Consider the following 25,319-nt stretch of genomic DNA (forward strand, 5'->3'; position numbering starts at 1 on the left):
GCTCTGGCCAGAATATTTATCTACTCCGCATAAGAAAGACTGACGCACACAGCGGGACACACAATGGTAATAGGGCGTATCGATTAAACTAATTTGGCTTTTTCGAGGTTGAGGCATAATCCATCTACCTGACAGAATGAAAGACAAATCAAGTGTAGTCCAGCCCTGAAAATTGACCATTTTTATCATGGGTGTCTTTTTTTTCTTTATTTTTATCATGGGTGTCTTTTTTTTCTTTATTTTTTTTCTTTTTTTCTTTTTGCTTTCTTTTTGATTCAAAGAGGAACCGCTTTTACGACTTGTTTCCTATTGCGTGAACCATCGCGCAACATTACTGATAGATTTTTGCAGTAAGCCCATTGGCTGAATCTTAAATTCGTCAAAATCTATTTTTTCGGCTTTGGATGAGCGTTGCAGGGCGGCATTTAGTTTATGTAGATGTGACACTGCTAAATCCAGTTGAGCCTCATTAGGCTGATAAATTGAACCTATTTGATAAATCTTGCCGGGGTTAGCGGTCATTTCTATATGCGCGCCCAAAATGGCACTTATTTTGTGTGACTTTGAGAATTTATCTAGTCTGTCGATGCTAAGTTTATATTCGTCCCAATTTTTTATATAAATCATCCCAGGATACAAAGTATCCCCTGTCAGCAACCATTTGTTTTGGTGATCATAGATAGTTATAGACTCTTCTTGATGTCCGGGGGTTGGTATTATTGTCAACTTGCGGTTACCGAGGTCGATGGTGCTTTGCCCCATAGGCCATTCATTAAAGCCAAAATAGCTCTTCATTTCTTTAGCTGACGGGCCAACCAAAGTTACATTTGACTGATCAGCAAATTGCTCGTCACCTTGATAATGATCACTGTGTCCATGAGAGTGAATGACCAATATATCTCTTTTGGATATAACCTCAGCCCCAGCCGCTTTTTTAATTTCTTCATAAAGAGAAAAACCGTCAGTGTCAGACATTGCTCCGGTATCAAAGACTAGGATCTTTCGTTCACCAACAAGCACATATATAAAGGGAGCTTCAAAGGTTAGACACTTATTTTGACGAAGTATAAAGCTCGATTGATCATGCCTATATACATCAACAGATGCGTCTTGGTTGGTTTTACAATCAACAGAGCCGTGAATCCATTTTTCTTTATTTAATAGGGAGTGACGTTGTGCTGGTGAAGTACTTAAGTTCTCATTCGCGTTGACACCCGCTTCAATAGTACATCCGGATATCAATACCAGTAAAACTGAAACAAGCTTGATTTTCATGTGTAGCCTCTTGAGCAGCTAATGCTGCAATCTAACGAATTTGCTCATAATGTGTAGCAGAAACAAGAATAATGACAAGCGAAGCATTATTCGACGCCTTTTGGCTTACACTATTCCACGTTCAATATTGATTATGTTCATCAGTAACGGAAGCACTAAAATAGCAGCCACTAAATCCTAGAGCGTCAGACTTTCGCATTAAGCAATGGATTATCGTCAGTAGTGCGAAACACTAGGTAGGCTAGCAGTCCTCCATACATATCTATGAGAGCATGCAACGCAATCGCAATCCATATACTTTCTGTAAGCCACGATACCAGCCCTAGCGCTATTCCCATGACACCTGTGCGCAGCACGTGAGGCCATCCTTGGTAATAATGCGCCACACCAAATAGGATACTAGACAACAAAAGTGCAGGCCAAAGCCCTAAAATTGGTGTAAGAAGTTGCCAAAGAAACCCTCGAAAAAGGAGTTCTTCACATATACCGGCAGACAGTGAAAGGCCCCCAGTAAATAACGTTAGCTCTTTCAGGTTTCGCGGCATTAGCCACGCGACGTGGTCTAGTTGTAATCTAATGTTCTGGTGCGTTTCTTTTGTTTTCATCACTGAAAATAGACTAAAGGCAAAATAGCCCATTATCAGTAATAGCCCCGTTGCACCTAACCAGTTGTTGAGACTACCAGCCCACACTAATGAAAGGTCGGCAGAATTCACTTTACCCAAACTCATGCCTGTCAATAAATATAAGGTAGGTATCCACAGCAGGACTATGGTGGAAACATATGCACCCAGCCTTGTTTGTTTACCTGATATAACATCTTGTTGCGCCTTATTGCCTTCCCATAAGCAGTAAATTGGAACGGCTAGGATGACAATCGTCATTGAGAGCGTCCAAATATGTACAGTCATAGATATTTCTCATAGTAGGTAAGAGTGGTGCAAATCGTATTTCACTGACTAAGATAAATAAATAAGTTAATATATAAATATAGATAAACTAAAAGTTTACGGTAATTTCCTTATGCAACTAAGAGAGCTACAGACCTTTGAGCTTGTCGCTCAAGAACGAAATATGACCCGAGTCGCTGTAAAAATGTCTAAAAGCGTCATGGCAGTTAGTAAGCAAATTGCTAATCTTGAGCAGAGTGTTGGCCAAGCTCTCTTTATTCGAACTCGACGAGAACTAAAACTGACTGAATATGGCAGGGAGTTTCTTAAGCGTTGCACCGCATTGAATAACCAACACCGTCAATTGCAGCAGTGGGTGCGATCAACGGAGTTCGAAGTTTCAGGTGAGATCCGTATTCTAACGCAAGCAAATGAAGTCATTACAGAGAATTTCACGCCATGGATAGGCGAGTTTTTACGACAATTTCCTCTTCTCAATGTCGTGTTTGATGTGAAGGAATCCTTGGTTGATATTGCACAGGATGAATATGATGTTTACTGGGGGGTTGGTTCATATTTAGGAGATCGCTTCACCGGATTGAAACGGCGGTCTTTGTACAATGAACGCTATGGTATTTTTGCTTCTCCTGATTATCTGAATACCAAGGGGATCCCAAATACGCCAGATGATCTGGACACACACGATGTGATTGGTTATCTCTATAATGAGCCAAGCAACGTTCTGGTGTTACAGGCTCTTACAGGACAAGTCATACATAAAACGTTAAACTCTCGGGTAAAAGCGGTGGCAGGAATGATCGAGTGTGCACAATCAGGTCTAGGGCTGATAAATGCATTACCTAAGGCAAAACAGATAGAAAACGCCATTGCAGATGGCTCACTTGTGCCAGTAATGGAAGACTATTGGTGGGATCGTGCCGAAGCCTTCATTTACTATCACCAAACTGTTGTTGTTGAACCAAAAGTGCGGGCTTTTATCGATTTCTTTCTTAATAAACGACCACAGTGGTAGTAAAATCTAAAGTTCCGCAACAGCTTTTTTAGAATACGGTCAATTGTCAGCTCGGCGAAAGTCATTTTTAGTTTGTCTGATATTTAAGCTCAGTTCCTTTTCTAATAATTGTCTCTATAACGTGTATTTAGCATCTACGCTTTTTCGGCGCATTAATAAACCGATAGCCGAAAATTCATTCCAGCTAGGAGTGGGTAAGCATTGCAAAACACTTAAACTCACAAGGGCCGCTTCTCGCCTATTTTCGCTATGATTATTTTGCCACATAGAGTTGCTGTTAGTGACCCTAAGCCGCTGCCGGACTTGTTTCAGCCGTAACGGCAGAAAACATAAGGCTTAACTCCGCCATTCTTTAATTCAGAACTATGTGGAGACGAATGGCATCAGCTGCAATCGGCTAATCCACTTGCTGATACAGCATAAAAATTCCCACTGATTCAGTTAAATCCAATGTATTCAGTTTTACTCAATTGCGCCCACTTCCATTCATTTAAAACGATGAATGATTCACTTTGCTTCACTTAAGTCTTAGGGGTGTTTCTTAGGCGATTTATTCTGTGTCACTGTGTTAATTCGGCGTTAGTCAATTTCAGAGGCAGCAAAAAACCCTATCCCACCTTGTGAATAAATACACGCGGTCACGCACGTTGTATAGCGGAACCACTCTATCGAACATGTTAAGGAAAGATCATGGATACTAGAATCGTTACGTACAATCAGCGAGAGCCTGATGCTCAGACTGGGCATTCACCTGTCCCCCGCTTTTTTCGAAAATTGCAGCGTGACTGCTGGAAGCGCTATTGGCTTATGCTGTGTAGCATATTCATACTGGGCGCGAGTCAAGTTCATGCCGCAGATTTGATTAACGGCGGTTCAGTCTCAGGCGCTATTTCGGTAGCAGGTGAGGAAGATACCTGGACCTTTAGCGCCACCGCGGGAGAGCGGATCAATCTTCAAGTGGTGGATCTAGAGCGAAACGATTTAATTCCTCATGTCACGCTATATGCACCTGATGGCACAGCGGTAACGTCGGCAAGTAATCATACGGTAGCGAATATTTATAATGCTGACGCTTCTCAAACCGGTATCTACTCCGTTGTTGTACGAGATGGAACAAGCGGACGAGCCCAAACCGCCAATTACGAGATTCACTTTGCCAAATCACTGGGTGCTAATGAAAATGGCACGCTGATAAATGGCAGCTCCGTCAGCGGTGATATCACCTTAGGTGACTTAGATACCTGGACGTTTGAAGCCACCGCTGGCGAGTTGTTAAATATTCAGCTAGTAGATTTGGACGACGGAGGATTCTTCCCGCTGATGGCGCTTTATGCACCAGATGGCAGCCGAGTGGGGCATGTTAGCAATTATACGGTGGCGAATTTTTATAACACTTCTGCTTCACAAACAGGCACGTATACCTTGATGGTGCAAGATGGAACAAGCCGACGGGAGCAGGTGGGTAATTATGAGATTCACTTTGTTAAATCACAGGGTGCTAATGAACATGGCTCGCTGATAAATGGTGGGTCCGTAAGCGGTGATATCACCTTAGGCGACTTAGATACCTGGACATTTAGCGCGAGTGCAGGTGAACGTTTACATATCCAATTGTCGGATGTGGATCGGAATAACTATTTTCCATGGATGGTGCTTTATTCACCTGAAGGGAAGAGACTGAGTCAGGCCGGTAATTACTCTGTGGCGAGTATAAGAAATCTTCTCGCTACGCAGACCGGCACTTACACATTATTAGTACAAGATGGAACAAGTCGACGTGATCAAACCGCTGATTATGAAATTCACTTCGCTAAATCACTCGGTGCGAATGAGCACGGGAAGTTGAGTGGTGCTGGCTCCTATTTTGAAACGGTGACTCAAGGTGATTTGGACACGTTCACCTTTGATGGGGCTGTGGGAGATGAAGTAACGTTAGTCATGCGTGAAATTGACGCCGTAAACTTATACCCCTTTATGACTGTACATAGTCCCGATGGAAGCTACCTTACGAACGCAGGCGACTATTCCAGCGCTGGACTTTATAATTTAAGCCTGCCAATGGATGGCACATATACACTGGTGCTAAGTGATGGGACATCAGGCAAAGATCAGATTGGCGACTACGTCCTAGAGTTTAATTTGCCTACCGCGGCCCCTGATCCGCAAAAACCTATTGCGTCAGCGTCTTCTGCGCCAACGGTATATAAAGATCAGGTTATTCAACTCAATGGTTCGGGTTCTTTTGACCCCGACGACGCACCAGAGCCACTCTCGTATAGCTGGGCATTGGTCTCTACCCCTGATCTCAGTGGTTTTACACAAGCTGATATCACCAATGCACAAAGCCCAAATGCCACGGTTCAGCCAGACGTATATGGAGAGTATAGATTTGAGCTTGAAGTGAACGACGGCTTACTTACAGACAGCGCTATTGTTACGGTGACAGTGGTGAACCGGACACCCACCGCCCATGCCGGTGCCGATCAAAACGCTGAGCTAAACGCGCTTACACAACTCGATGGCAGTGCATCTAGTGATCCAGACGGGGATTTACTGACTTACGTTTGGACTGTCGCTTCTGTGCCCTCAGGCAGCGCTGTTACAGTGCTGCAAGATAGCACCAGTGTAAACCCTAGCTTTACGCCTGATGTGGCGGGTGACTATGTATTCAACCTTGTAGTAGATGATGGCGAAAATAGCAGTACAGGTGATTCAGTCGTGGTACGGGTCGCTGAAGCAAATGTAGCGCCGCAAGCAGATGTTCAAGTAAGCGGTGAAATGCTAGCTGGTACGCAAGTTACCCTTGATGGCAGTGCCAGTGTTGATAACGACAATGGGCCTCAGGCATTGACCTACAGCTGGCAAGTGCTCGGTGTGCCAACAGGTAGTGCAGTTTCCAGTGGCAGTTTGGTTAATCAAGGAACCCCCATCACGAGTTTTACCGCCGATGTAGCGGGTAGCTATAGCATACAATTGTTGATTTCAGACGGCGAACTAACAGATGTAGTGGCAGTCACTGTGGTTATCAATGAAATCGTAATAAACCAGCCGCCCGTCGCTGACGCCGGAAATGATCAGCAATTCGAAATTGGCGACAGCGTCCAGGTTGATGCTTCTGCCAGCTTTGACCCAGACGAAGGCCCAGCCACACTGTCGTTCGAATGGGTGTTTGTGTCGGTGCCACAAGGTAGCTTACTAAATAGCGAGAGTATTCAAACCACCTCAACCGGATCAGCTATGTTTGTGCCAGATGTATCGGGGGCTTATACGCTAATGGTTTCAGTGAGTGACGGTGAACTGAGCGATTCTGATTCAGTTGTGGTTACCGTCAGTGAAAACCAAATACCAGTAGCAAATGCAGGAGAGGATCAAACAGTTGATGCTGGTGCAAGTGTGGTGCTGGATGGCTCTCTGAGTTTTGATCCTGATTCAGGCCCTCAATCACTGTCTTACCTATGGCAAATTGCTTCACGCCCCCAGAATAGTGTGGCTACTATCGTTAATCAAAATAATGTGGTTGCCTTTATCGACCCCGACTTAGCTGGTTTGTATACCTTACGCTTAGTGGTTAGCGATGGGCAGGCGAGTGACTTCGACGAGGTACTCATTGATGTCATAGCGCAGGTCGAACCTAAGATGTGTGATGTTGATGGCAATGACTTTGTTGATAGCTTGGACATTCGCGCTATTGCTAGACGTCGAAATGCAACGGCAGAAGAAAATGATGTTGCAGATTGGGACCAAAATGGCGTGATTAATGTGCTCGACGCCAGAGGATGTGCACTAGAGTGTGACCTACCGCGTTGCTTGTCGAGACCCGATTAATACCAGCAAGATAAGCACAAGGATGTGCTGCTTTATCTCATATGATTATCTCGATCATGACAGTGACATAAGAGTTAGAAATTACTGCAAATTCAATATATAGATAAGGAATATTCATGTTGATCAAAACCAATATCGCTCATACGTTAAAACGCATAGTTCTTGGAGCAACTTTGCTTATTGGGGTTAATCAAACGGTAAGTGCATTGCCAATACTATCGTTTAACAACGCGCAAAGTAGCGTAAACGAAACCGTTAATATCGGCGATACAGTGTCACTTGAATTATGGTTTTCCGGGTTAGAAACCGACGATGTAGGCGGGTTTGAATTTTTGCTTGGGTTCAATAACGTTGTGAGCTCTATAAATTCAGCGGTGGGCAACATCGCGTTAGATGAATTTGATATTTTTGACGTATTCGCGAACGTTAATAATATCGACGTATATGCAGTCTCTTTTGTTGGCGATTTATCAGCTCAAGCTGATGAGTTCATGTTTGCTACGCTGACGTTTATGGCGAGTAATGTAGGTGTTAGTCAGCTTAGTTTTAGCAATCTTATTGTGTCTGATGAGAATGCGAGCGCGTTAGATATAAGCGTATTTGACGCTCAAATTACGGTGGTCGATGATACGAACAACATGCCGGTGCCAACACCAACATCGTGGGGCTTATTCTTAGTGGCAGTTGTAGGCCTAGCGTATCGATACAAGGCGCACAAACCAAGCTGATAAATTGTTCGGCCATGGTAATGCGCTCTTTGAGCGGCGTATTAGAAACCGAGGGGCAAAACGCTTGTTGCAGCGGTTTTAAGTCTCTCTTTGGGGGCCCCAAGTTTTTTGCTCTAGGGCGTTAAAGTCAGGTGAAGCAGCGAACCCTGGGCAAATAGCCCTTAGTTTATCGCGGTAGTGGCGGGCTTTATCTTCATCACCTAAGTGCAACCAACTTAAAGCAAGTTGATGTAAAGATACTGGGTCCGCCGCTGCATTGAGTGCCTCGGCTTGTTCTTTCAATGAGGCTAAAAGCGGTTCGGTTTGTAATTCAGGTGAAAGCTCAGTAACTAAAATATACATAGCCAAACGAGATGCTTTTTGCATCACGTTTGCTTCCCCTTGGCTAACCTCACGGTCAAGTTCAGACATGGCGTTACGATACGCTTGAAGTGCCTTTTTGATGTGACCTTGCGTGCGGTACACGTCTGCTACATTCGACCAAAGTTGGTATAGCCCAGGCCCACCTTCTTCAGTGATGAGCTTGATTTGCGGCTCAAAAATATCCAACGCTTGTTGGTTCTCTCCGAGGTAAAAATGCAGCACTGCAATATTCGACAACAATACGGTGTGCTTTGGTTTAAGGGTTAAAGCTTGCTGATAATGTGCTTTAGCATTTTGCAAGTCACCAACACAAAACTCCAACGCCCCTAGATTGTTTAGCGTTTGGTAGTTAACAGACAACTCTGCTGCTTGGCTGAAATAATCGATAGCGCCCAATTGATCGCCTTTAAAATAGTGAGCACGGCCTTGGGTATAAGGGATTTTCCAGTTGTTAGGTTCAAGCTCAGCTGCATGCTCCAGTTGAGATAAAATTTGCGAAAAAAGTTCAGGGTCACGGCTTTTCAAGAAGATGCGCATTTGGCTTTCAGCCATCTTTTGCAAAGCCGTGACATCATTAGGGTCCGCATGTAAGGCTTGTTCAAAATGTGCGTTTGCAATCAAGTAATCGCCTTTGACACGGGCCAGATTCCCAAGTGCATTTTGAATAAAAACAGAATTCGGCTCGATTTCTAAGCCAGCTGAGCAATATTTAGATGCTTCTTCAAGATTGTTTTTATCACTGGTTTGAAGGTTTTGTTCCACTAAAGCGGCACACATGCCAGCGTATCCGTGGACCAAATCCGGGGCACTGCTAATCACCCGCTGAAAATCAGCCATTGCGCGCAAAATGACTTGCTCTGAACGCTCACCTTCAAAATGCTGCATGCCATTTAAGAACCGTTGTAGGCTATACCAGTCGGCTATGTCTGCAATGGGGCGTTTCGTGAGCAAGGTGTTCAACCCATTTTTAAGCTGCAATTCAAGATACTGTTGTGAAGAAGACTTGCTGAAAACTCCAGACCACACTTGCTGCATATCCTCATCTCGAGATAAAAATAAGCGAACCGCAATGTAGCGACCTATCTCAATCAGCTCTCCGCTAATCACCAAGTCCGCTTTTTTACTGCGTAATAACTCTTGAGGGCTTTGTACGCCAGCATGAAGCGCTGAGCTACCCACAATCAGCTCAGTGGGGCCTGCCAGTAATTGCTCAATGCTACGCGTTATGTCTGCCCCTCTTCGGCCTTTAATCGGCATCACTGCGACCACTTTGTTATCAATATCAACAATGCCCGCTAGAGTACTACCTGACGAATTTGCATTATCCATCGGCCAAAATCGGTCAATGACTAATACGCCTAGCAGTACTATTAGGGTGACTACCAAAAACGGCATGCGTTTATTTTTTTGTTGCGCTTGATGTGCTTGCTCTGGGGCACTTGGTTGAGAAGGGCCGTTATTCCCATCACTGTGGCTATCATCCACTGAGTGCTCTTCAACGCTCAGGGGTTGATCAAGGCTTGGCTCTGCCTGAGGAGCTTTTTGTATTTCACCGTTTGTTGGCGTTTGCATTTGGGTGGGTTGCGTGCCGGGCGAGAGGAGACCTTGGTTTGCATGACTGCCATGAGGCTCATCATTCTCGGGAGCATCGTTACTGGATTGATGTTCGACTTCAGCTGAATCTAAATACAGCGCCCAAGCTTGTACATCGAGCGCTTTTGCTACTCGCTCAATACTCAATGGGTCGACTGATTCGCCACGAAATACCCGGCTTACCAGAGAGCGCGGCGCTTTCTTTAAGCCCTCAATCTGTTGAATTTTATCAACCACCTCCGCCTGAGACTTAAATCCAGCGGCTAACTGCGCTGTACGCAGCTTTTGCTGGGATGCTCGAATTCCTCGGGAGCGAGGTTTGTTAGAAGGGCTATCTGTGTGTTGTCCTTTTGTCACAGTTGTCATCCACTTTGTTAACGTTGTTTTTGGGGATCTAACCCAGTCATTATTAAACTAAAGTGCTAGAAAGTTAATCGATTTATGGGGGTTTTTTGATCAATTCTTAAGGTTCACCGCTGCCGCATTCTACATAAAGCATGCAATATCCCTTTAGTTAATACTGACCTAGGCAAGGTATCCATTGCCAAATATCAAACAATGAACGAACTAAAAGTTCTTTCACTTCAATATGTTGTGGCATTTGCTAAAGTAAGCAAAATTCAATAAAAGAGTTGTGCTATGAGTGCGTATTTGATTATCCAAGCTACCGTTCATGATTGGGATAAATTTAAGCTCTATACCCAAGCCGTCCCTCCATTAATCAAAAAATTCGGCGGGCATTATATCGCCATGGGCGCACCAGAACTAATTGAAGGTAAGCGCGCGCCGAAAAGTATCGTGATGTCTCAATGGCCCAGCTGTGAAGCCGCGCACGCATTTTGGGACTCGCCAGAATACGCAGAAGCAAAAAAACTCCGAGAAGGCACTGGTGAGTTCAACATCATGCTGATGGACGGCCTGACTCAAACCCCTTTGGAGTAGAATATGTCTATTGCTTACACCGCAGTTGCTCTGCAAACACGTTGCTTTGCCGTTAATAAATTGAACGTGGCCGATGCTCGTCGGAAGATATTCGATAATATTCGTCGTGTGGGCGGGCACGTGCAAGGCACAAAAGGCTTCGTTGGACCCAGCGTCAAAATGGTTGTGCTGCCAGAGTATTTTCTTACCAGCTTCCCCATGGGTGAATCGTTGGCTCAATGGAAGGAGAAAGGCGCGATTGCTCAAGATGGCAAAGAATATGACATGCTCAGCGAAATCGCTCAAAAAAACCAAGTGTATCTGTCGGGTAATGTGTACGAGTTAGACCCACATTTTAAAGACTTGTATTTTCAAACCTCTTTTATTCTAGCCCCCAACGGTGATTGCATCTTACGTTACCGACGTTTGGTGTCTATGTTTGCGCCCACGCCGCACGACGTGCTGGATAAATACCTAGATGTATACGGCCAAGCGTCTTTGTTTCCGGTGGCGAAAACAGAGCTCGGAAATTTAGCCTGTGTGGCATCTGAAGAAATTCTATATCCGGAAATTAGCCGCTGTTTGGCGATGAATGGTGCCGAGGTGCTGTTGCACAGTAGCTCAGAAGTCGGTTCGGTTGAATTGACTCCTAAAGACATTGCCAAGCGAGCGCGAGCGGTGGAAAACTTAGCCTATGTGGTGTCGGCTAATTCAGCAGGCATTGCCGATATTGATTTTCCCGCTGAGTCCACTGATGGCATGTCTAAACTGGTCGATTTTAAAGGCCGAGTCATGGCTGAAGCGGGAATGGGCGAGAGCATGGTGGCAAATGCTGAGCTTGATATCACCGTCTTGCGTCGTTATCGCAATAAGCCGGGTATGGGCAATATTCTGTCACGCCAGCGAAATGAGTTGTTTAGCCAGCATTACAGCCAAGCGGTTTATCCAGCCAATACCATGCTCGATGAAGCGCAGCAGGTCCACGTGCCGGACCGCAGTCATTTTATAAATACGCAAATGAGCAGCATTGCAAACCTGAAAAAAGCAGGGGTGATTCTACCGGAGCAAGCAGATGAGTAATCACATGCCAACAATGGCGATAATTAACCCGCGCACGGGCCAAGAAGATTTTGATTTACCCGTGTTTAGTAACGAGCAAGTCGCTAGTATCGCCCGTAATTTAAAACAGCAGCAAGCAACATGGTGGGAGAGCGGATTAAACGGGCGAATAATGGCTCTAGAGCAATTGGCGAGTAAAATGGCCGCGCATAAAGCCCAGTTAGTTGCTGCCCTTATCAACGACACAGGCCGTGCGAGTGAATCGGAACTGGAAGTAGATGTCACTATAAACGCGATACATCGCTGGTGTAAGCAAGCCCCAACGCTTTTGGCCAAAGGTGAGCCGTGGGCAGCAGAAATTCCCTTCATTGAATTGCAGCAAGACTACTTGCCTTACTCTTTAGTAGGTGTCATCAGCCCGTGGAACTTCCCGCTGTTGTTATCACTCGTGGATGCCATACCCGCATTGCTTGCTGGTAGTGCCGTGTTAATTAAACCCAGTGAAGTCACGTCACGTTTCGTCGCCCCTTTCAATGAAATGCTTGAAAGCGTACCGGCCTTAAACAAGGTGCTTAGCTTCGTCACTGGCGCAGGGGAAACAGGTCAAGGTGTTATCAATACCGTGGACTCATTGTGTTTCACCGGTAGTGTGGCCACTGGGCGTAATGTGGGTAAAGCATGCGCAGAGCGATTTATTCCTGCCTTTTTAGAGTTGGGCGGTAAAGACCCAGCCGTGGTCTGCCAAGACGCAGACCCGGAGCTCGCTGCTAAAGCGCTGTGTTGGGGCAGCATGGTCAATGCCGGGCAGTCTTGTATGTCACTTGAGCGGGTATATGTGCACAAAGCGATTGCCGATGTGTTTTTAACCAAGTTAGTACAAAACGTCAAAGCCCTTAAACACAACTACCCTGACATTCAGCAAGGACAAATTGGGCCCATCATTTCAGCTAAGCAAGTGGGGATTGTTGAAGCACAACTGCAAGACGCAAAAGACAAAGGGGCGACGATTTTATGTGGTGGTGAGGTGCTCAATTTAGGCGGCGGGCGTTACTGCGCACCCACAGTGCTAACCGATGTGACGCCGGATATGGACATTTTAAGCCAAGAAACCTTCGCGGCTATTTTACCGGTAACGGTAGTCGATAGCGACGAGCAGGGGATTGCCATGGCGAATGACTCCGAGTTTGGTTTATCGGCAGCGGTATTTAGCCAGAATGTGGATTACGCCAAGCAACTGGCTAGCGAGTTAGAGGCTGGCGCGGTGAGTATTAATGATGCTTCATTAACAGCTTTGATCCATGAGGCAGAAAAGCAATCGTTTAAATACTCAGGCCTAGGTGGCTCGCGCATGGGCGCAGAATCAATTAGGCGTTTTACCCGTAAAAAAGCCTATATTCGCAACACTGGCGTACCATCCCCGTGGTGGTTTTAGAGCAATATCTTTGAATTAACGTTATAAAAGAAGCTAAAAGCGAGCCTAATTCATCATTAGGCTCGCTTTTTTTATACTTAGCATTTTGATAAGAACTCTCAGGGGACTAAAACTTCAATAGTCTCTAACTAATCTACTTAATTGCCTAGAAATACAGAAGGCAGCGGCTATACAGGCTGCGAAGAGCCAGAACAAATCATCAGTCGCAAGTAAAGAGACCGAGTGGACTAGAGGTTGTTAACAAATAAAGAGTAGAACTTAGAGTCGAAGTAAGAGTAAAAGTTAAAATAAGAAGAGGAATGCTATTAGGAACAGGAACAGAGAAAAATCCCCAGCGCATTCGAATGATACACCGGGGGCGTTGAAAGGAGTTTAAACGTGTTTTTTTACTTGGCTGATAAGGATCACAGACAAGGCAACCAATACGCAGAAGATCATAAAGGCATTTTGATAGCTACCGTAGGCATCGTATGTTGCGCCTGTGGCATAAATGCCCAGACCACCACCGAATGCATCGAGTACAGTAATGGTGCCCAGCAACTTGCCTGAGGCTTTTAACCCAAAGTTATTCACGGCGTTTAATTGCAGTAATGTGTAAAAACCACCCCACATAAAGCCAATTAATCCAATGGCAATTAGCACGTTATCTTTATCGGCGAATAGCATGCCTATTAAGCCTGTCAGCATCAGTAGCAGGTTTGTATAAAGCACACGCTTTCCAGTAATTTTATCCGCCACTAAACCGAACAAGAATTTACCTATTAGCGCAGGAACAAATAGCACGCTCAGGCCAGCAGCGGCAGATTGCAAGGTAAAGCCCAAGTCCATTAAGTGCAGCACCAAGTTGGCTTGAAAACCCATGATCGTATAAAAGGTAAACATGGCAATAAAGGCAATAGACCAAAAAGATCGGGTTTTTATGGCCTCTTTGTAGGTTAACCCGTGCTGAGATAAATCAGCCTCAGGTGCATGGGCTTCGCCGGAAAAGCCAAAAGGTTTCAGCCCGATGTCTGTTGGGCGATTACGCAGCAAGAACAGCGCTAGTAAGAACAGTGTTGACGGAATCAGCGCGGCCAATTGCATACCTTCGCGCCATGTCATGTCATCGGCCATCCAAGAGCCAAATAACGGAGCCAATACAGCGCCGCCAAGGGATGTGCCCACCACTGCAATACCTATTGCAGTACCGCGTAATTTTACAAACCAGTTAGAAACCAAGATAACGGCCACGTTTAGGCCACACGCCAGCAATACGATTGAAAAGGCAGCATGTATCAAATACAGGTCAGAGATGTCTCTGATATTGCCGTAAGCGTAAAAGCACGCGCTAAGCACGACGGCACCGACCATGACCAGAAATTTCACCCCAATTTTATCGATTAATATACCAACAAAGGGCGCTAGCAAACCGGTAAGGGCTAGTGTGATTAGGCCACGCATTTTCAAATCACCACGGGACCAATCGCTAAATTCTGTCAGCATGGCACTGTCGAATGCCGTGATGCCGGTGATCACCATGCCGTTTGAAATTAATAAACACATCATGGCGATAAAAACGGTTATCCAGTGCATAGGATGTCCCATTCGTTTGCCCTCGTTGGATACTGGGCTGTCACTAGTTTCTGATACTGATTGCATGGGAACTCCTGGTTTTCTTGTTGTTATCTGGAAATGCTCTGGTTTTTCGTTATTAAACTAGGGTGCTTTCTAAGGAAAAGTGTTCATGTTGGCCAATTCTTACCGCCAACCCAATTACCTGCATACGCATTGAATTCGTGGATCGTCACCGTCTGCCAAATGTTGGCGAGATAATAAGGGTCGCTGAATAAAATTGCTTTCGCTTCATCGATACCTTCTGTTGCAAGCACGTATAGCGAACCAACGATTTCACCGTTATCTTTTAACGGGCCTGCGACACAGATGTTTGCCATATTTTCTTCGACCCAAGCAAGGTGTGCGCCTAAGTGCTCAAGCCTTATGTTTTGCATTGAAGATGGGTGATCGATGCAGTTAAATTGCACTAACATGGCGTTTTTGCTCACTTATTGGGATAAAGCACCGACGTAAAGCTAAAACGCTTCGCCGGATATATACTTTGGGCAACTAGGATTAAATCGTCGTCACTTAACGAGTAATAGCGACGGGTGATTTTCATTGCGGCGGAGTCTGCTGTTGCGCCTAATTGTGAAGCGAGAGGCTCGGGCAGTAGACATGCTGAAATTTGCTGTTCAATTTTGCCAATTTTTTTATCGTCTAAGGCTTCAATCACGGCGTAAATCGCCGTTTTGGTATCTTTGAGTTTTTCATCCACTTCATCTTGATGTGGCCGGCGATAGATATTCGAATAACAGATTGGTTTTTTATCATGGGGCTCAAATCGCACACCGCCTATGTGTATGCATTCTTGCCCCGTGACGCTATCGAGTAGCTCAGCCATTTGCTCGTCAAGGGTGATCATGTCACTGACTTGCACTTCAAATCGGGTATTTTGCCCAAAAGCCAACAAGTCTTTCACTGAGTTAATGAACTGATTAATTTGCTCGGGCATGGTGCTGCGTTTTACCAAGGTCCCTGAGCCTTGTTTGCGCTCTACTAGGCCTGTCTTTTCTACATGACGCAGGGCTTCACGAGCTGTATGGCGGCTAATTGAAAACTGCTCACAGAGCTGCTTTTCAGTTGGCAATAGGGTGTTAAGTGCATATTCACCGGCTAAAATTTGGCGGATCAACGTCTCCCCAATATCTTGATATTTAGGCAAAGTATGTTTAGTTGCTAGCGATTTGATTTTAGTCATTTATCCTCAATGGTTATTCGAATAACGGAAAAATACCTGTTATAAATATGTCCGGACAAATCGAAGAGTATAGGAATTAAAGTAACTTGCCAATGACACTTTCACTAAGTAAACAGCTACTAATTGACATTGATCAAATGCCTATCACCCAGCAAGACATTGCCCGCGCCGGTGAGCATGTGCTGGATTGGTTGGCGTGTGCCAGCTTAGGTAAATTGTCTGATGCGGGGCGCGCTTATCAGGGCTTACTTGCCTTAGATGAAGGCGGCAAGTGCACCGCGATCGGTGGGCAAAGAACGACTATGCAAAACGCAGCCCAGCACAACGGTGCCCTAGGTAATGTGTTAGAAATGGACGATATCCACCGTAGCTCAATATTGCATCCAGGGCCGGTTATTATCCCTGCGGCGTTGGCGGTTGCTGAGCAAATGGATTGCACACTAAAATCTTTTTTAACGGCCATCATCAAGGGGTATGAGCTAACCATTTGCATGGGGGAAGCCGTTGGGCGTAGTCATTACCGTTACTTTCATAATACGGCCACCTGTGGTGCGCTCGGCGCGGCTTTAGCATCTTCTTCGATACTTAAACTATCTCAGCAACAAGCGCTTTGGGCGATTGGCAATGCAGGCAGCACCACTGGTGGTTTGTGGCAAATGCGCAATGAAAAGGTGCTTACTAAGCAATGGCATAATGCACAGGCGTGTCGCTCAGGTGTAATGGCGGCGTTTATGGCTAAGCAAAATTTATCTGGCCCTGAATATATTTTTGAGGGGCCTCAGGGGATTTTTAATGCGCTGTCTGATGATGCGTCTCTTGAGCGTTTTCTTGCTAAGCAAGAAAAGTGGCGAATATACGATTGCAGCTTTAAGCCTTGGCCGGCGTGCCGACATGCTCATGGGGCGATGGACGTACTGCTGGAAATTCTCAAAGAAGGTGCAATGGATATAAACGATATCGAGCGCATCGACGTGGGGGTTTATCAAGACGCACAAGTGTTCTGCGACAGGTTAACCCCTAAAACCAGCCTGCAAGCAAAATTCAGTATCCAACACGCCTTAGCCGCTATTTTACTTTGGGGTGAACCTCAGCTTGAGCACTACACGCAAACGGCCTTTGAAGATAAACAGTGCAGTGAGCTGCGGGGGCGTATCAACATACGCGTAGATCAAAATATTGAATCGGTGTATCCCCAGCATTTTGGCGCTAAATGCACAGTGGCTCTTAAAAATGGCCAGCAGATTGTGCGCAGTCAGCAAGATACTTTAGGGGATCCTGAAAAGCCTTTGAGTCAAACCCAACGTCATAAAAAAGCGCATATGCTGCTTAGCCATACTGGAATGTCAGATGACAACATTACTAATTTATGTGCATTCGATTGGTCGCAATCTGCGCCAGTTTCTAGTTTTACCGCGCTGCTGCGCCCATTAGAGAGTCACTAGTCTGTGAGCGATATGCCTATAATAAATGATCCTGATGCTATTCAGTTACTGCTTAAACACATCGAAAGTGTGGGCTTTGAACACCTCCCTGCGTCAAGTGTGAGCGCGGCCAAGACCTTTATTTTGGACTCCATTGGTGTTGGGTTAAGTGGCTCACGGGTGGCAAATGTAGCTAAGATAAAACAAGCGGTGAGCCATTGGGGGCAGGGGCATCAAGCACAAGTGTGGGCCACAGGCGAATGGCTACCTGCGGTATCGGCTGCGGCTATAAATGGCTACCAAATTCATAATCAAGAGTGGGACTGCGTGCATGAGCCGGCGGTGGTTCACCCAATGGCGGTGATTTTGTCATCATTGGTGGCGTATGCCCAGCAACACAATTTGTCCGGTAAACAACTGATTTTAGGTGTGGTCATAGCAGTAGATGTGGCCACATTAATCGGTGAGTGCGTCACCTCTAGCTTAAAGTTTTTCCGCCCGTCGATTTGTGGCTGTTTAGGCGCCACAGCAGGCATGAGTGCCATGCTAGGCATGAAAGGCGAAGCACTGCAAAATGCCCTCGGTATTGCCTACAGCCAAATTAGTGGCACCATGCAATCCCACGTGGAAGGCTCGCCTATGCTGGCTATGCAAATAGGTATCAACGCCTCTGCCGCTATTCGCGCCATTGATATGGCACAAGCAGGGTTTGCAGGCCCTAAAGATATTCTACAAGGCCCCTATGGTTACTTTCATCTATTCGAAGACAGTTTTGATATCCAGCCTTTAATACAAAAACTTGGCCGCGAGTATCAAATAGAACGTGTCAGTCATAAACCTTTCCCTACAGGACGAGCAGGCCACGGCACTATTGATGGATTGCAGCAGCTGCAAAAGCAGCATGGTTTTTCAGCGAAAGATATTGCCCGCGTAGATATGTACGGTACGCCTTTGATTAACAAATTAGTCGGCCGGCCCATCAAAGAGGGTATGGATACAAGCTACGCTAAATTGTGTAACGGCTATATTGCCGCCAGTGCGTTGCTAAATGGCAGTGTGGGTGTAGCAGATTTCGAAAAATCATGCTTACAAGATTCAGAACGATTAGCGTTAGGCAGTAAAGTGCACACCCATTTGAATGATGTCAGCGATGTAAACGCATTAGCGCCCGTCAGCATTGAGGTGACCCTGAATTCTGGCGCTAAGCACAGGGTCGATTTGCAACACGTATTGGGCAGCCCGCAAAATCCACTAAGCCGTGGAGCGCAATTAAGTAAATTTAGCGCTGCTTGCAACAGCGCCATTGTGCCTTTTAGCGAGTCAGATATTGCCTTTTTGATAAAACGCATAGACCAACTTGAGCAGATCACGAATATTAATAACTTAGTTGAAGCACTCGTCAGTAATAGGTAATGAAATGAATAATATGGTTGATACAGCACCAAGCGCAGAAAACAAAGCCCCTAATCGTTCATCAAGGAACGTAAAAAAGGCCACATACCCGACCTATTTCGAATCATTCGATTACACCCAAATGCTACGTGATTACCCTTTGGGTGATGCCGTGTTTGAGCAATTTGAAGGGATGAGTAAGAACGCGCTAAAAGCACTGCAGAATGAGCGTTTTATGCATGTGGTGAAACGCGCCTGGGAGATCCCCTTCTACCAACGTATTTGGGGCAATGCTGGGGTGAAACCTACGGATATTCAAAGCCTTGATGACATTGAAAAGCTGCCTCTTATTTCAAAATCAGACATCATGGACAGTGTTGAGAAGTACCCGCCGATTGGTGACTTTCACGGGCTTGACGACATACCGCCTGAGCAGCGACCGCCTTTGGTATTTCATACCACTAGCGGCACTACAGGTACTCCGCAACCTTTGTTGTTTGGGCCAAAAAGCCGAGAAATTCAATCGTTATTAGTGGCGCGCTCATACCGTTTTATGGGGCTTAAACCAGCAGCAACCATTCAGTCTTGTTACGGTCACGGCATGATCAACGGCGGTCATTACATTCGAGAAGCCGTCACTAAATACACTAATTCAATGTTTCTATCAGCAGGTACAGGGGTTGAAACACGCTCAGTTCAGCAAGTAAATTTAATGAAAACTTTTGGCGTAAATGTGCTTGTGGGGTTTGTTGATTATATAAAGCGCCTCGCGGATGTAGCCAAAGAAGAAGGCTTGGTGCCGGGTAAAGATATAAAAATCGATATGATCATTGGTCATTTAGGGATGGAAAGCCGTGAAAGTATTGCCAAAACCTGGGGTAACCCAGAGTTATTTGATTGGTATGGAGTAGGTGATACCGGCACCATCGCCGCAGAAGGCCCAGATCACAGCGGCATGTACGTGTGGGAAGATGCTCAGTATTTGGAGTTGCTTGATACTGATACCAATAAACCCGTCGCGCTAGGTGAAACGGGCAACATGGTGGTGACCTGCCTGTACAAAGACGATGTGTATCCTATTATCCGCTTTAACACCCATGACATCACCCAAGAAGTGGTTGGCGATAACAGCCTAAATTTACCGTTTAAGCGCATCAAAGGCTTTATGGGCCGCTCAGATAATATGGTCAAGCTGCGCGGTATTAATATCTACCCACAAGGCGTTGGCCCAATGCTCGACGAGCGATCTGAATTTCTGGGGGAGTTTATTTGCGAAGCTGTGCGCGATGAAAGTGGACGTGACGAGATGATTGTGACCGCTGAAGTGTCTACTCCTCTTGGCGAGCGGGATGCCTTATTGCCTGCCTATGCTGATCTGCTAAAGCGTAAAATAGGCATTGAAGTCAAAGTGGCCATGGTGGGGGAGGGGGAGCTGACCCCATTAACTCAAGTAGACATAAGGCAGAAACCCATACGTTTAATCGACAGCAGGTTTAAATAATGGATATCGCACTGCTCAGTCAAGACGTGAGTACGCATATTGCACTCATCAAAGATAAACAAATCTCAGCTCAAGAGTTAGCAACCGAGCAATATCGCTTAATTGAACGTGTAAACCCGTCGATAAATGCCTTTATTAGCTATGCTATGCCGAACTTTGAGCAAAGCACTTCTTTTGATAAGTCCTTGTTTCAAGGGATTTGTATTGGCGTGAAAGACAATATTGATGTGCAAGGTTTTGCTACCACAGCGGGCATGGCAACGCGAGTAGGGCGCCAAGCTAAACAAGATGCTTTTGTAGTGAGCCGTTTAAAGCAAACTGGCGTGCAGGTGATGGGTAAACTTAATATGCACGAGGGCGCGCTCGGTGCCACCAATCAAAACGAGCATTTTGGTGATTGTCACAACCCCCATAAGCATGGATATACACCGGGCGGTTCATCTGGCGGCTCGGCCGCCGCTGTCGCCTCTGGTATGGTGGGCCTGTCATTAGGCACAGATACCATGGGCTCGGTGCGCATTCCCGCGGCGTATTGCGGAATATTTGGTTTCAAACCCAGTCGCGGTGCTGTGAGTAATCACGGCACAGTTGTTTGTAGCCGAGTGATGGACAATATCGGCCCACTTGCCCGCTCAGCAAAAGACTTAATCTTAGCGCTTAGTGTGATGAAAGCCTTTGATGACGGCTGTGCAGCGTCTATAGATTTCACTGCGTTTAATCGCCTGTCTTACACAGACAATAAAGTATTGCTGGTACCTGAAAACCTTGAAAAGTTGGGCGTTGCACCTGACATCGTCGCTGACTTTGCCGACAATTTAACCGCGTTCACCGACTTGGGCTTTAGTATTCAGTATTTTGATTTTTCACAATACGACTTTGGCGCAGCCCGAAGAGCGGGGTTGCTGCTGTGCGAAGCTGATATGCGTATTGAGCATCAAGACGATTGGGCAAATAACCAGCATAAATTTTCAGAATATATGCGCGGCATGCTGACGTATATCGAGGGAAAATCCCCCATGGATATGATGCAGTCTGAAAGGGTGCTAGATAACGCGAAAGTATTTGCGCGCCAATTGTTCAAGCAAGGCTGCGCTATATTGATGCCTACTGTTTTACAGCGCGCGTTTTCGTTCGAAGAGTCAGTGCCAGCGAATCAAGCAGACTTAACCAGTTTCGCCAATCAAGCGGGTTTACCAGCAGTGTCTTTGCCTATGTTGAGTGATAAAGCCCTTCCTGCAGGAATGCAAATTGTCGGGCCACTGGGTAGTGACAACCAACTATTGCAGCTGGCAGAGCGTTGGCAAGAGCACACGCAATTTCGCTATACCTTGCCTAGCGCGGATTAACTGGGAGAGAGGTGAAAAACGGTTAGGTAAATGATCATCAGAAAGCCAAGGGCAGGTAAAAAGTGCGTTAGGTGGCGGGCAATCAAACAGCGAATACAGCATGCTCAGCTGAAATAAACCTGATTGAGCGTTCAGTAGAATACGTAGACTCCCATAATGTAAAATATAGCTACGATTATTTCTAGTTTCACAATGCAAGCTTCCTCTTTAGGCACTAAGATAATTTCTGGTCTAAATGATTGATGGTTTTTACTAGAATATTGAGCGTTGAGGAAGGGAATGGCGCGCAAATTCAGTTTTTAGGCAAGGGGCAACGCTGCAAGATACGCATGGACTGTGTTTTTCTAATAGGGCGATAAGAACAGCATTAGCCCAAATCGCTAACCATATAAATGCAGCCTGCTAAGGGCATATTAGTTGGGTATTTACTTTGTTCAAAACCTAATTTTTGATAAGCACGGATCGCGTGAGTATTGTCTACAAAAACGAACAATGAACATGTTTTTACCTTCAGGTGGCCTTTTCCTTTTACAGCTAATCGCGCAACAAGCGTGGCCACAATGCCTTGGCCTCGTTTTGACGGATTAACGACTAATCGTCCTAAATGACACCTTTTTTCGCGCAAGTAATATTGGCCAAATGCCAGTAACTCACCTTGTTGCGATACCAGTGAAAAGGACGGCAGGCTCGTTAGTTTCAAATCTTCTTTGAATGTCACTGAATCAAATGGATAGCGAAATCCCGGCCCTGACCAAGTCGCCAATTGCGTTTCATCTTTAAACCAGCTCATCAACTCAACTAGGTGTGCGTCACTCGGTTCTATTAGCTTCATACGTTCCCTTGGCGTAGCTCTGTACTTAATGGCACAGAGGATATTAGTACTGCTACATAACCGCGTTAAGCTGGTTGATACGGTTGGGGCGAAAACACAATTTTCACAGGCGTAAAGCGTGTTTCCCTTAGTTTATTTACCTTATTTTGGCCCGATTATGATGCATAAACTAATAGCTGAATAACACTATTTCGGGGTGATTGCTGGCGCGCGATCGCCAATTTGTGACTGGTATTTCACATTTCCTACTCGTGTTTTCCACTCTATTTTTGCTTTTTCAATCAGTGCCGGTTGTTGAAATAACCGTATGGCACTTAGCGCGAGCGTTTTGCTGGCTAAGTGCATGCCCTTGTGACCAATACTCATGCCTCCAGCAGCAACCGCTTGCCATGTATGAGGCGCTGTGCCTGGCACCCATGTCGCGGCTACAAAACCTGCTGTGGGTACGTTCCAGCTAATATCCCCCACATCGGTGGATGCAGTAGCGTGGTAAATTTTATCTGTAAAGGGTTGAATGATTTGCTCGTTGCCTACTTGGTTGATTGCACGCTTATTTAGTGTTGGGCGCAACTCTTCAGCAAACGTCTGCTCATTAGAAGAGTATTCAATACCACCGAAGCGCTGCATAGCATCAAACGTCACCTTCGCTAGCGTGGCGTTAGGCAGTGTACTCCACACGCCTGACATGATTTCCCAATCCACCTTAGTTTGTGTACCTAGCGCAGCTGCTTGTGCGGTTTGCTCTAAGCGTTCCCATAGCTCGGGTAGATTGCTTGCTGTTGGGGTGCGCAGGTAGTAATAGACTTCAGCAAACTCAGGTACTATGTTGGGAGCTACCCCGCCGTTGGTGATGACATAGTGAATGCGGGTGTCAGAAGGTACATGTTCACGCATCATGTTCACCATGTAATTCATGGCTTCTACGGCATCGAGTGCTGAACGGCCTCGTTCTGGTGCAGCAGCGGCGTGTGAGGCAATGCCATAAAAGCGAAATTTAGCGGTTTTATTGGCCAGTGTCGTCATGGGCTGAGTCGTGTTTTGCCCGCCAGGGTGCCAATGCAATACGGCATCGACATCATTGAACAAACCCTTTCGCACCATATACACTTTGCCTGAGCCACCTTCTTCGGCTGGAGTGCCGTATAAACGAATTTCGCCCTTTACCTTGTTCAGAACCAGCCAGTTTTTAACCGCTATTGCAGCCTCAAGTGAGCCTGCGCCAAACAGATGATGACCACAAGCATGACCTGCGGCTTTGCCTGCAATGGGGGATTGGTGAGGAACCGCTCCTTGAGATAAGCCGGGCAGGGCGTCCATCTCTGCCAAAATGGCGATCACTGGCCCTGTAACTTGGCTTGCTGAGCTAAGATGCTTCGAAGCAGTACCTAAACGATAACGAGCGACAAATGCGGTGGGCATATCTGCCACGCCGACATCGACTTCAAAGCCATGCTCAATGAGGATGTCTTGCATGGCTTGACTGCTTTTTTGTTCCTCAAAGCGGGTTTCAGCCCAGTGCCACATATTGTCAGCAAGGGTATTGCTCATTGTTTGCTGTTGGTTAACCTGCTGTTCAACAAATGCCGCAGCATCGCTGTTGGGGTTTAACGGGTTAGCTTTGACCAACGTCGCGCATGAGTAAACGCAAGTCATGGCCACCAGGCTAGCTGTGCTTAATGAGTAAACACGCCCTGCGTGTGCGCGTAATAGTGCCGTTAGGCCGTTATTTTTGGTCAACATAAAATGCTTCTGGTTCCACGTCTAGTAGGTTTTCTACCAAGGCTTTGGCTGCTTGCTTTGCAACGTAAGGAATAAGTTGGCGATTGGTGTTGTCACCCACTTCGTATGTAACCCCGTGAACTTTGTAATGATCAGCGATGTACTGCTTAAAGATGCCGCGATCTGGTGATGAGGCCGACTTATTCACGGTTTTAAAAACCCAACCTGTCTCGGCATCTAAATCGGACAACCAGCCTGTCATTAAAGGGATAGGCGCTAAATCGTGGTCGTCCGGCATGGTGTAAAAGACATCATGAAAGGTAGAGTGAAAATCTACTGCAAATACAATTTTACCGCCGTTTTGCACTATGCTGGCCATTTTGTCTCGCACCAGCCGTGTTTCCGCCTGCGCGAAGTTTTTCCAATCGCGGTTTAGATCAATGCCATTAGCGTTATGCCGCCAGTTGCCGGTTTCAACACCGTCTGGGTTCAAATCCGGCACCATTAGCACATTAAAGCGCTCGAAGAACGGGGTGCTCAATGCGTCATCTAACAATAAGGCTTCACTGAAAGCAAATAGCGCCATGGCACCAGTGACTTCTGGCGGATGTTGACGGCCTATGATCACGAGCCATTCTTTATTCTTTGCTGATTGCTTCACTAAGGCTTTTATCGGACGGCCTTTTTCTGATAGTCCTAGCGTTTCAATCTCAAGAGTAGGCTGCTGATTTTTGAGGCTGGCTAGCCAATTGTCATACTCTTGATTATCAATGACTTCTTGGGCTGAAACCCAAATTGGCTCTTTGCCCGTGTTTAGGCTTATCCACATTTCTTTGCCTTTAGTGTCAAACGGAATGTTTTGCCACTGTGTGCCATCCGTACTGAGTTTTGGCAAGTAACGGGGGGTGTTCCCATTGAACGTCAGCTTTATTTTTATCTGTGCATTTTGTTCTGATTGCACCTTAAAACCAAACCAAGGGCTAGGGTTGACCGGCTCATTTTCCGGCAAAATTCCGATATGGTATTCATGTTTCGCTAATCGTTCGCAAATACTTAAACGCGCAGTGCTAAAGTCGTCATGAAAAGTTACATCGTCAAACTGGCAGTCATTGGCCTGACTAAACGCTGAAAAAGTTGTGAGTACCACTAAGGGGAAAAAATATTTAAGCATGGTGCTGGCATTCCATTCTTTTTA

The 25,319-nt window shown here is 45.9% G+C and carries 19 protein-coding genes and 1 pseudogene; 10 read left to right on the forward strand and 10 right to left on the reverse strand.

What is annotated here, in order from left to right; translation table 11 throughout:
- The 3 genes and pseudogenes from GMES_RS22890 to GMES_RS19540 form a co-directional block, all read right to left on the reverse strand.
- Window positions 1-279: pseudogene (locus tag GMES_RS22890) on the reverse strand (hypothetical protein); the annotation flags it as partial.
- A gap of 27 nt (window positions 280-306) precedes the next feature.
- On the reverse strand, window positions 307-1,275 hold the full coding sequence (locus GMES_RS19535; RefSeq protein WP_006994536.1) for an MBL fold metallo-hydrolase: 969 nt from the start codon (window positions 1,273-1,275) through the stop codon (window positions 307-309).
- A gap of 185 nt (window positions 1,276-1,460) precedes the next feature.
- Window positions 1,461-2,186, reverse strand: coding sequence for a CPBP family intramembrane glutamic endopeptidase (locus tag GMES_RS19540; RefSeq protein WP_006994537.1), 726 nt, complete (start codon window positions 2,184-2,186; stop codon window positions 1,461-1,463).
- A 112-nt stretch (window positions 2,187-2,298) separates the two neighbouring features.
- On the opposite strand from GMES_RS19540, the gene GMES_RS19545 reads away from it, so the two are divergent.
- The 3 genes from GMES_RS19545 (at window position 2,299) to GMES_RS19555 (ending at window position 7,751) form a co-directional block, all read left to right on the forward strand.
- Window positions 2,299-3,198 carry a LysR family transcriptional regulator gene (locus tag GMES_RS19545; RefSeq protein WP_006994538.1) on the forward strand — a complete coding sequence of 300 codons (900 nt, stop codon included), beginning with the start codon at window positions 2,299-2,301 and terminating at the stop codon, window positions 3,196-3,198.
- 690 nt (window positions 3,199-3,888) lie between these two features.
- Window positions 3,889-7,023: a PKD domain-containing protein gene (locus tag GMES_RS19550; protein WP_006994540.1), complete on the forward strand. Its 3,135-nt coding sequence runs from the start codon at window positions 3,889-3,891 to the stop codon at window positions 7,021-7,023.
- Between the two features lie 116 nt (window positions 7,024-7,139).
- Window positions 7,140-7,751 (forward strand): hypothetical protein, encoded by a 612-nt coding sequence (locus GMES_RS19555; RefSeq protein WP_006994541.1) that lies wholly within the window; start codon window positions 7,140-7,142, stop codon window positions 7,749-7,751.
- Window positions 7,752-7,829: 78 nt separating this feature from the next.
- Here the strand turns inward: GMES_RS19555 and GMES_RS19560 are convergent, their stop codons facing one another.
- On the reverse strand, window positions 7,830-10,073 hold the full coding sequence (locus GMES_RS19560; protein ID WP_193363004.1) for a tetratricopeptide repeat protein: 2,244 nt from the start codon (window positions 10,071-10,073) through the stop codon (window positions 7,830-7,832).
- 273 nt (window positions 10,074-10,346) lie between these two features.
- Between GMES_RS19560 and GMES_RS19565 the strand changes: the two genes are divergently transcribed.
- From GMES_RS19565 to GMES_RS19575, 3 genes are read left to right on the forward strand one after another with little or no spacing between them, the layout of a single operon-like run.
- Window positions 10,347-10,649, forward strand: coding sequence for a DUF1330 domain-containing protein (locus GMES_RS19565; RefSeq protein WP_006994543.1), 303 nt, complete (start codon window positions 10,347-10,349; stop codon window positions 10,647-10,649).
- A gap of 3 nt (window positions 10,650-10,652) precedes the next feature.
- Window positions 10,653-11,708, forward strand: coding sequence for a nitrilase-related carbon-nitrogen hydrolase (locus GMES_RS19570; RefSeq protein ID WP_006994544.1), 1,056 nt, complete (start codon window positions 10,653-10,655; stop codon window positions 11,706-11,708).
- Window positions 11,701-13,119 carry an aldehyde dehydrogenase family protein gene (locus GMES_RS19575; protein WP_039987866.1) on the forward strand — a complete coding sequence of 473 codons (1,419 nt, stop codon included), beginning with the start codon at window positions 11,701-11,703 and terminating at the stop codon, window positions 13,117-13,119. The genes GMES_RS19570 and GMES_RS19575 overlap by 8 nt, the downstream gene beginning before the upstream one ends.
- Before the next feature lie 372 nt (window positions 13,120-13,491).
- Here the strand turns inward: GMES_RS19575 and GMES_RS19580 are convergent, their stop codons facing one another.
- The 3 genes from GMES_RS19580 to GMES_RS19590 all read right to left on the reverse strand — a co-directional run bounded on the left by GMES_RS19580 (window position 13,492) and on the right by GMES_RS19590 (window position 15,913).
- A complete protein-coding gene (locus tag GMES_RS19580; protein WP_006994546.1) occupies window positions 13,492-14,757 on the reverse strand; it encodes an MFS transporter in 1,266 nt (421 codons plus the stop codon).
- Window positions 14,758-14,840: 83 nt separating this feature from the next.
- On the reverse strand, window positions 14,841-15,146 hold the full coding sequence (locus GMES_RS19585) for a YciI family protein (protein WP_006994547.1): 306 nt from the start codon (window positions 15,144-15,146) through the stop codon (window positions 14,841-14,843).
- 11 nt (window positions 15,147-15,157) lie between these two features.
- Window positions 15,158-15,913 (reverse strand): GntR family transcriptional regulator, encoded by a 756-nt coding sequence (locus GMES_RS19590; RefSeq protein ID WP_006994548.1) that lies wholly within the window; start codon window positions 15,911-15,913, stop codon window positions 15,158-15,160.
- 92 nt (window positions 15,914-16,005) lie between these two features.
- On the opposite strand from GMES_RS19590, the gene GMES_RS19595 reads away from it, so the two are divergent.
- From GMES_RS19595 to GMES_RS19610, 4 genes are read left to right on the forward strand one after another with little or no spacing between them, the layout of a single operon-like run.
- Window positions 16,006-17,355, forward strand: coding sequence for an MmgE/PrpD family protein (locus GMES_RS19595; RefSeq protein WP_193363005.1), 1,350 nt, complete (start codon window positions 16,006-16,008; stop codon window positions 17,353-17,355).
- Window positions 17,356-17,367: 12 nt separating this feature from the next.
- Complete coding sequence (locus GMES_RS19600) at window positions 17,368-18,747, forward strand: MmgE/PrpD family protein (protein ID WP_226990348.1); 1,380 nt, start codon at window positions 17,368-17,370, stop codon at window positions 18,745-18,747.
- Between the two features lie 4 nt (window positions 18,748-18,751).
- Window positions 18,752-20,227, forward strand: coding sequence for a phenylacetate--CoA ligase family protein (locus tag GMES_RS19605; RefSeq protein WP_006994551.1), 1,476 nt, complete (start codon window positions 18,752-18,754; stop codon window positions 20,225-20,227).
- Window positions 20,227-21,573: an amidase gene (locus GMES_RS19610; RefSeq protein WP_006994552.1), complete on the forward strand. Its 1,347-nt coding sequence runs from the start codon at window positions 20,227-20,229 to the stop codon at window positions 21,571-21,573. Before GMES_RS19605 ends, GMES_RS19610 begins: the two co-directional genes overlap by 1 nt.
- A gap of 367 nt (window positions 21,574-21,940) precedes the next feature.
- Here the strand turns inward: GMES_RS19610 and GMES_RS19615 are convergent, their stop codons facing one another.
- From GMES_RS19615 to GMES_RS19625, 3 genes are all read right to left on the reverse strand, one after another.
- Complete coding sequence (locus GMES_RS19615; RefSeq protein WP_006994555.1) at window positions 21,941-22,405, reverse strand: GNAT family N-acetyltransferase; 465 nt, start codon at window positions 22,403-22,405, stop codon at window positions 21,941-21,943.
- 186 nt (window positions 22,406-22,591) lie between these two features.
- Window positions 22,592-24,145 (reverse strand): amidohydrolase, encoded by a 1,554-nt coding sequence (locus GMES_RS19620; RefSeq protein WP_006994556.1) that lies wholly within the window; start codon window positions 24,143-24,145, stop codon window positions 22,592-22,594.
- A complete protein-coding gene (locus GMES_RS19625) occupies window positions 24,129-25,295 on the reverse strand; it encodes a M14 family metallopeptidase (protein WP_006994557.1) in 1,167 nt (388 codons plus the stop codon). Before GMES_RS19625 ends, GMES_RS19620 begins: the two co-directional genes overlap by 17 nt.
- Between the last annotated feature and the right edge of the window lie 24 nt (window positions 25,296-25,319).

It is taken from the genome of Paraglaciecola mesophila KMM 241, assembly GCF_000315015.1.
Lineage (GTDB): Bacteria > Pseudomonadota > Gammaproteobacteria > Enterobacterales > Alteromonadaceae > Paraglaciecola > Paraglaciecola mesophila.

Excerpts from the sequence above, each read along its gene's own strand:
- GMES_RS19535 (WP_006994536.1), bottom strand. The coding sequence starts at position 1,275 with ATGAAAATCAAGCTTGTTTCAGTTTTACTGGTATTGATATCCGGATGT.
- GMES_RS19540 (WP_006994537.1), bottom strand. The coding sequence starts at position 2,186 with ATGACTGTACATATTTGGACGCTCTCAATGACGATTGTCATCCTAGCC.
- GMES_RS19545 (WP_006994538.1), top strand. The coding sequence starts at position 2,299 with ATGCAACTAAGAGAGCTACAGACCTTTGAGCTTGTCGCTCAAGAACGA.
- GMES_RS19550 (WP_006994540.1), top strand. The coding sequence starts at position 3,889 with ATGGATACTAGAATCGTTACGTACAATCAGCGAGAGCCTGATGCTCAG.
- GMES_RS19555 (WP_006994541.1), top strand. The coding sequence starts at position 7,140 with ATGTTGATCAAAACCAATATCGCTCATACGTTAAAACGCATAGTTCTT.
- GMES_RS19560 (WP_193363004.1), bottom strand. The coding sequence starts at position 10,073 with ATGACAACTGTGACAAAAGGACAACACACAGATAGCCCTTCTAACAAA.
- GMES_RS19565 (WP_006994543.1), top strand. The coding sequence starts at position 10,347 with ATGAGTGCGTATTTGATTATCCAAGCTACCGTTCATGATTGGGATAAA.
- GMES_RS19570 (WP_006994544.1), top strand. The coding sequence starts at position 10,653 with ATGTCTATTGCTTACACCGCAGTTGCTCTGCAAACACGTTGCTTTGCC.
- GMES_RS19575 (WP_039987866.1), top strand. The coding sequence starts at position 11,701 with ATGAGTAATCACATGCCAACAATGGCGATAATTAACCCGCGCACGGGC.
- GMES_RS19580 (WP_006994546.1), bottom strand. The coding sequence starts at position 14,757 with ATGCAATCAGTATCAGAAACTAGTGACAGCCCAGTATCCAACGAGGGC.
- GMES_RS19585 (WP_006994547.1), bottom strand. The coding sequence starts at position 15,146 with ATGTTAGTGCAATTTAACTGCATCGATCACCCATCTTCAATGCAAAAC.
- GMES_RS19590 (WP_006994548.1), bottom strand. The coding sequence starts at position 15,913 with ATGACTAAAATCAAATCGCTAGCAACTAAACATACTTTGCCTAAATAT.
- GMES_RS19595 (WP_193363005.1), top strand. The coding sequence starts at position 16,006 with ATGACACTTTCACTAAGTAAACAGCTACTAATTGACATTGATCAAATG.
- GMES_RS19600 (WP_226990348.1), top strand. The coding sequence starts at position 17,368 with ATGCCTATAATAAATGATCCTGATGCTATTCAGTTACTGCTTAAACAC.
- GMES_RS19605 (WP_006994551.1), top strand. The coding sequence starts at position 18,752 with ATGAATAATATGGTTGATACAGCACCAAGCGCAGAAAACAAAGCCCCT.
- GMES_RS19610 (WP_006994552.1), top strand. The coding sequence starts at position 20,227 with ATGGATATCGCACTGCTCAGTCAAGACGTGAGTACGCATATTGCACTC.
- GMES_RS19615 (WP_006994555.1), bottom strand. The coding sequence starts at position 22,405 with ATGAAGCTAATAGAACCGAGTGACGCACACCTAGTTGAGTTGATGAGC.
- GMES_RS19620 (WP_006994556.1), bottom strand. The coding sequence starts at position 24,145 with ATGTTGACCAAAAATAACGGCCTAACGGCACTATTACGCGCACACGCA.
- GMES_RS19625 (WP_006994557.1), bottom strand. The coding sequence starts at position 25,295 with ATGCTTAAATATTTTTTCCCCTTAGTGGTACTCACAACTTTTTCAGCG.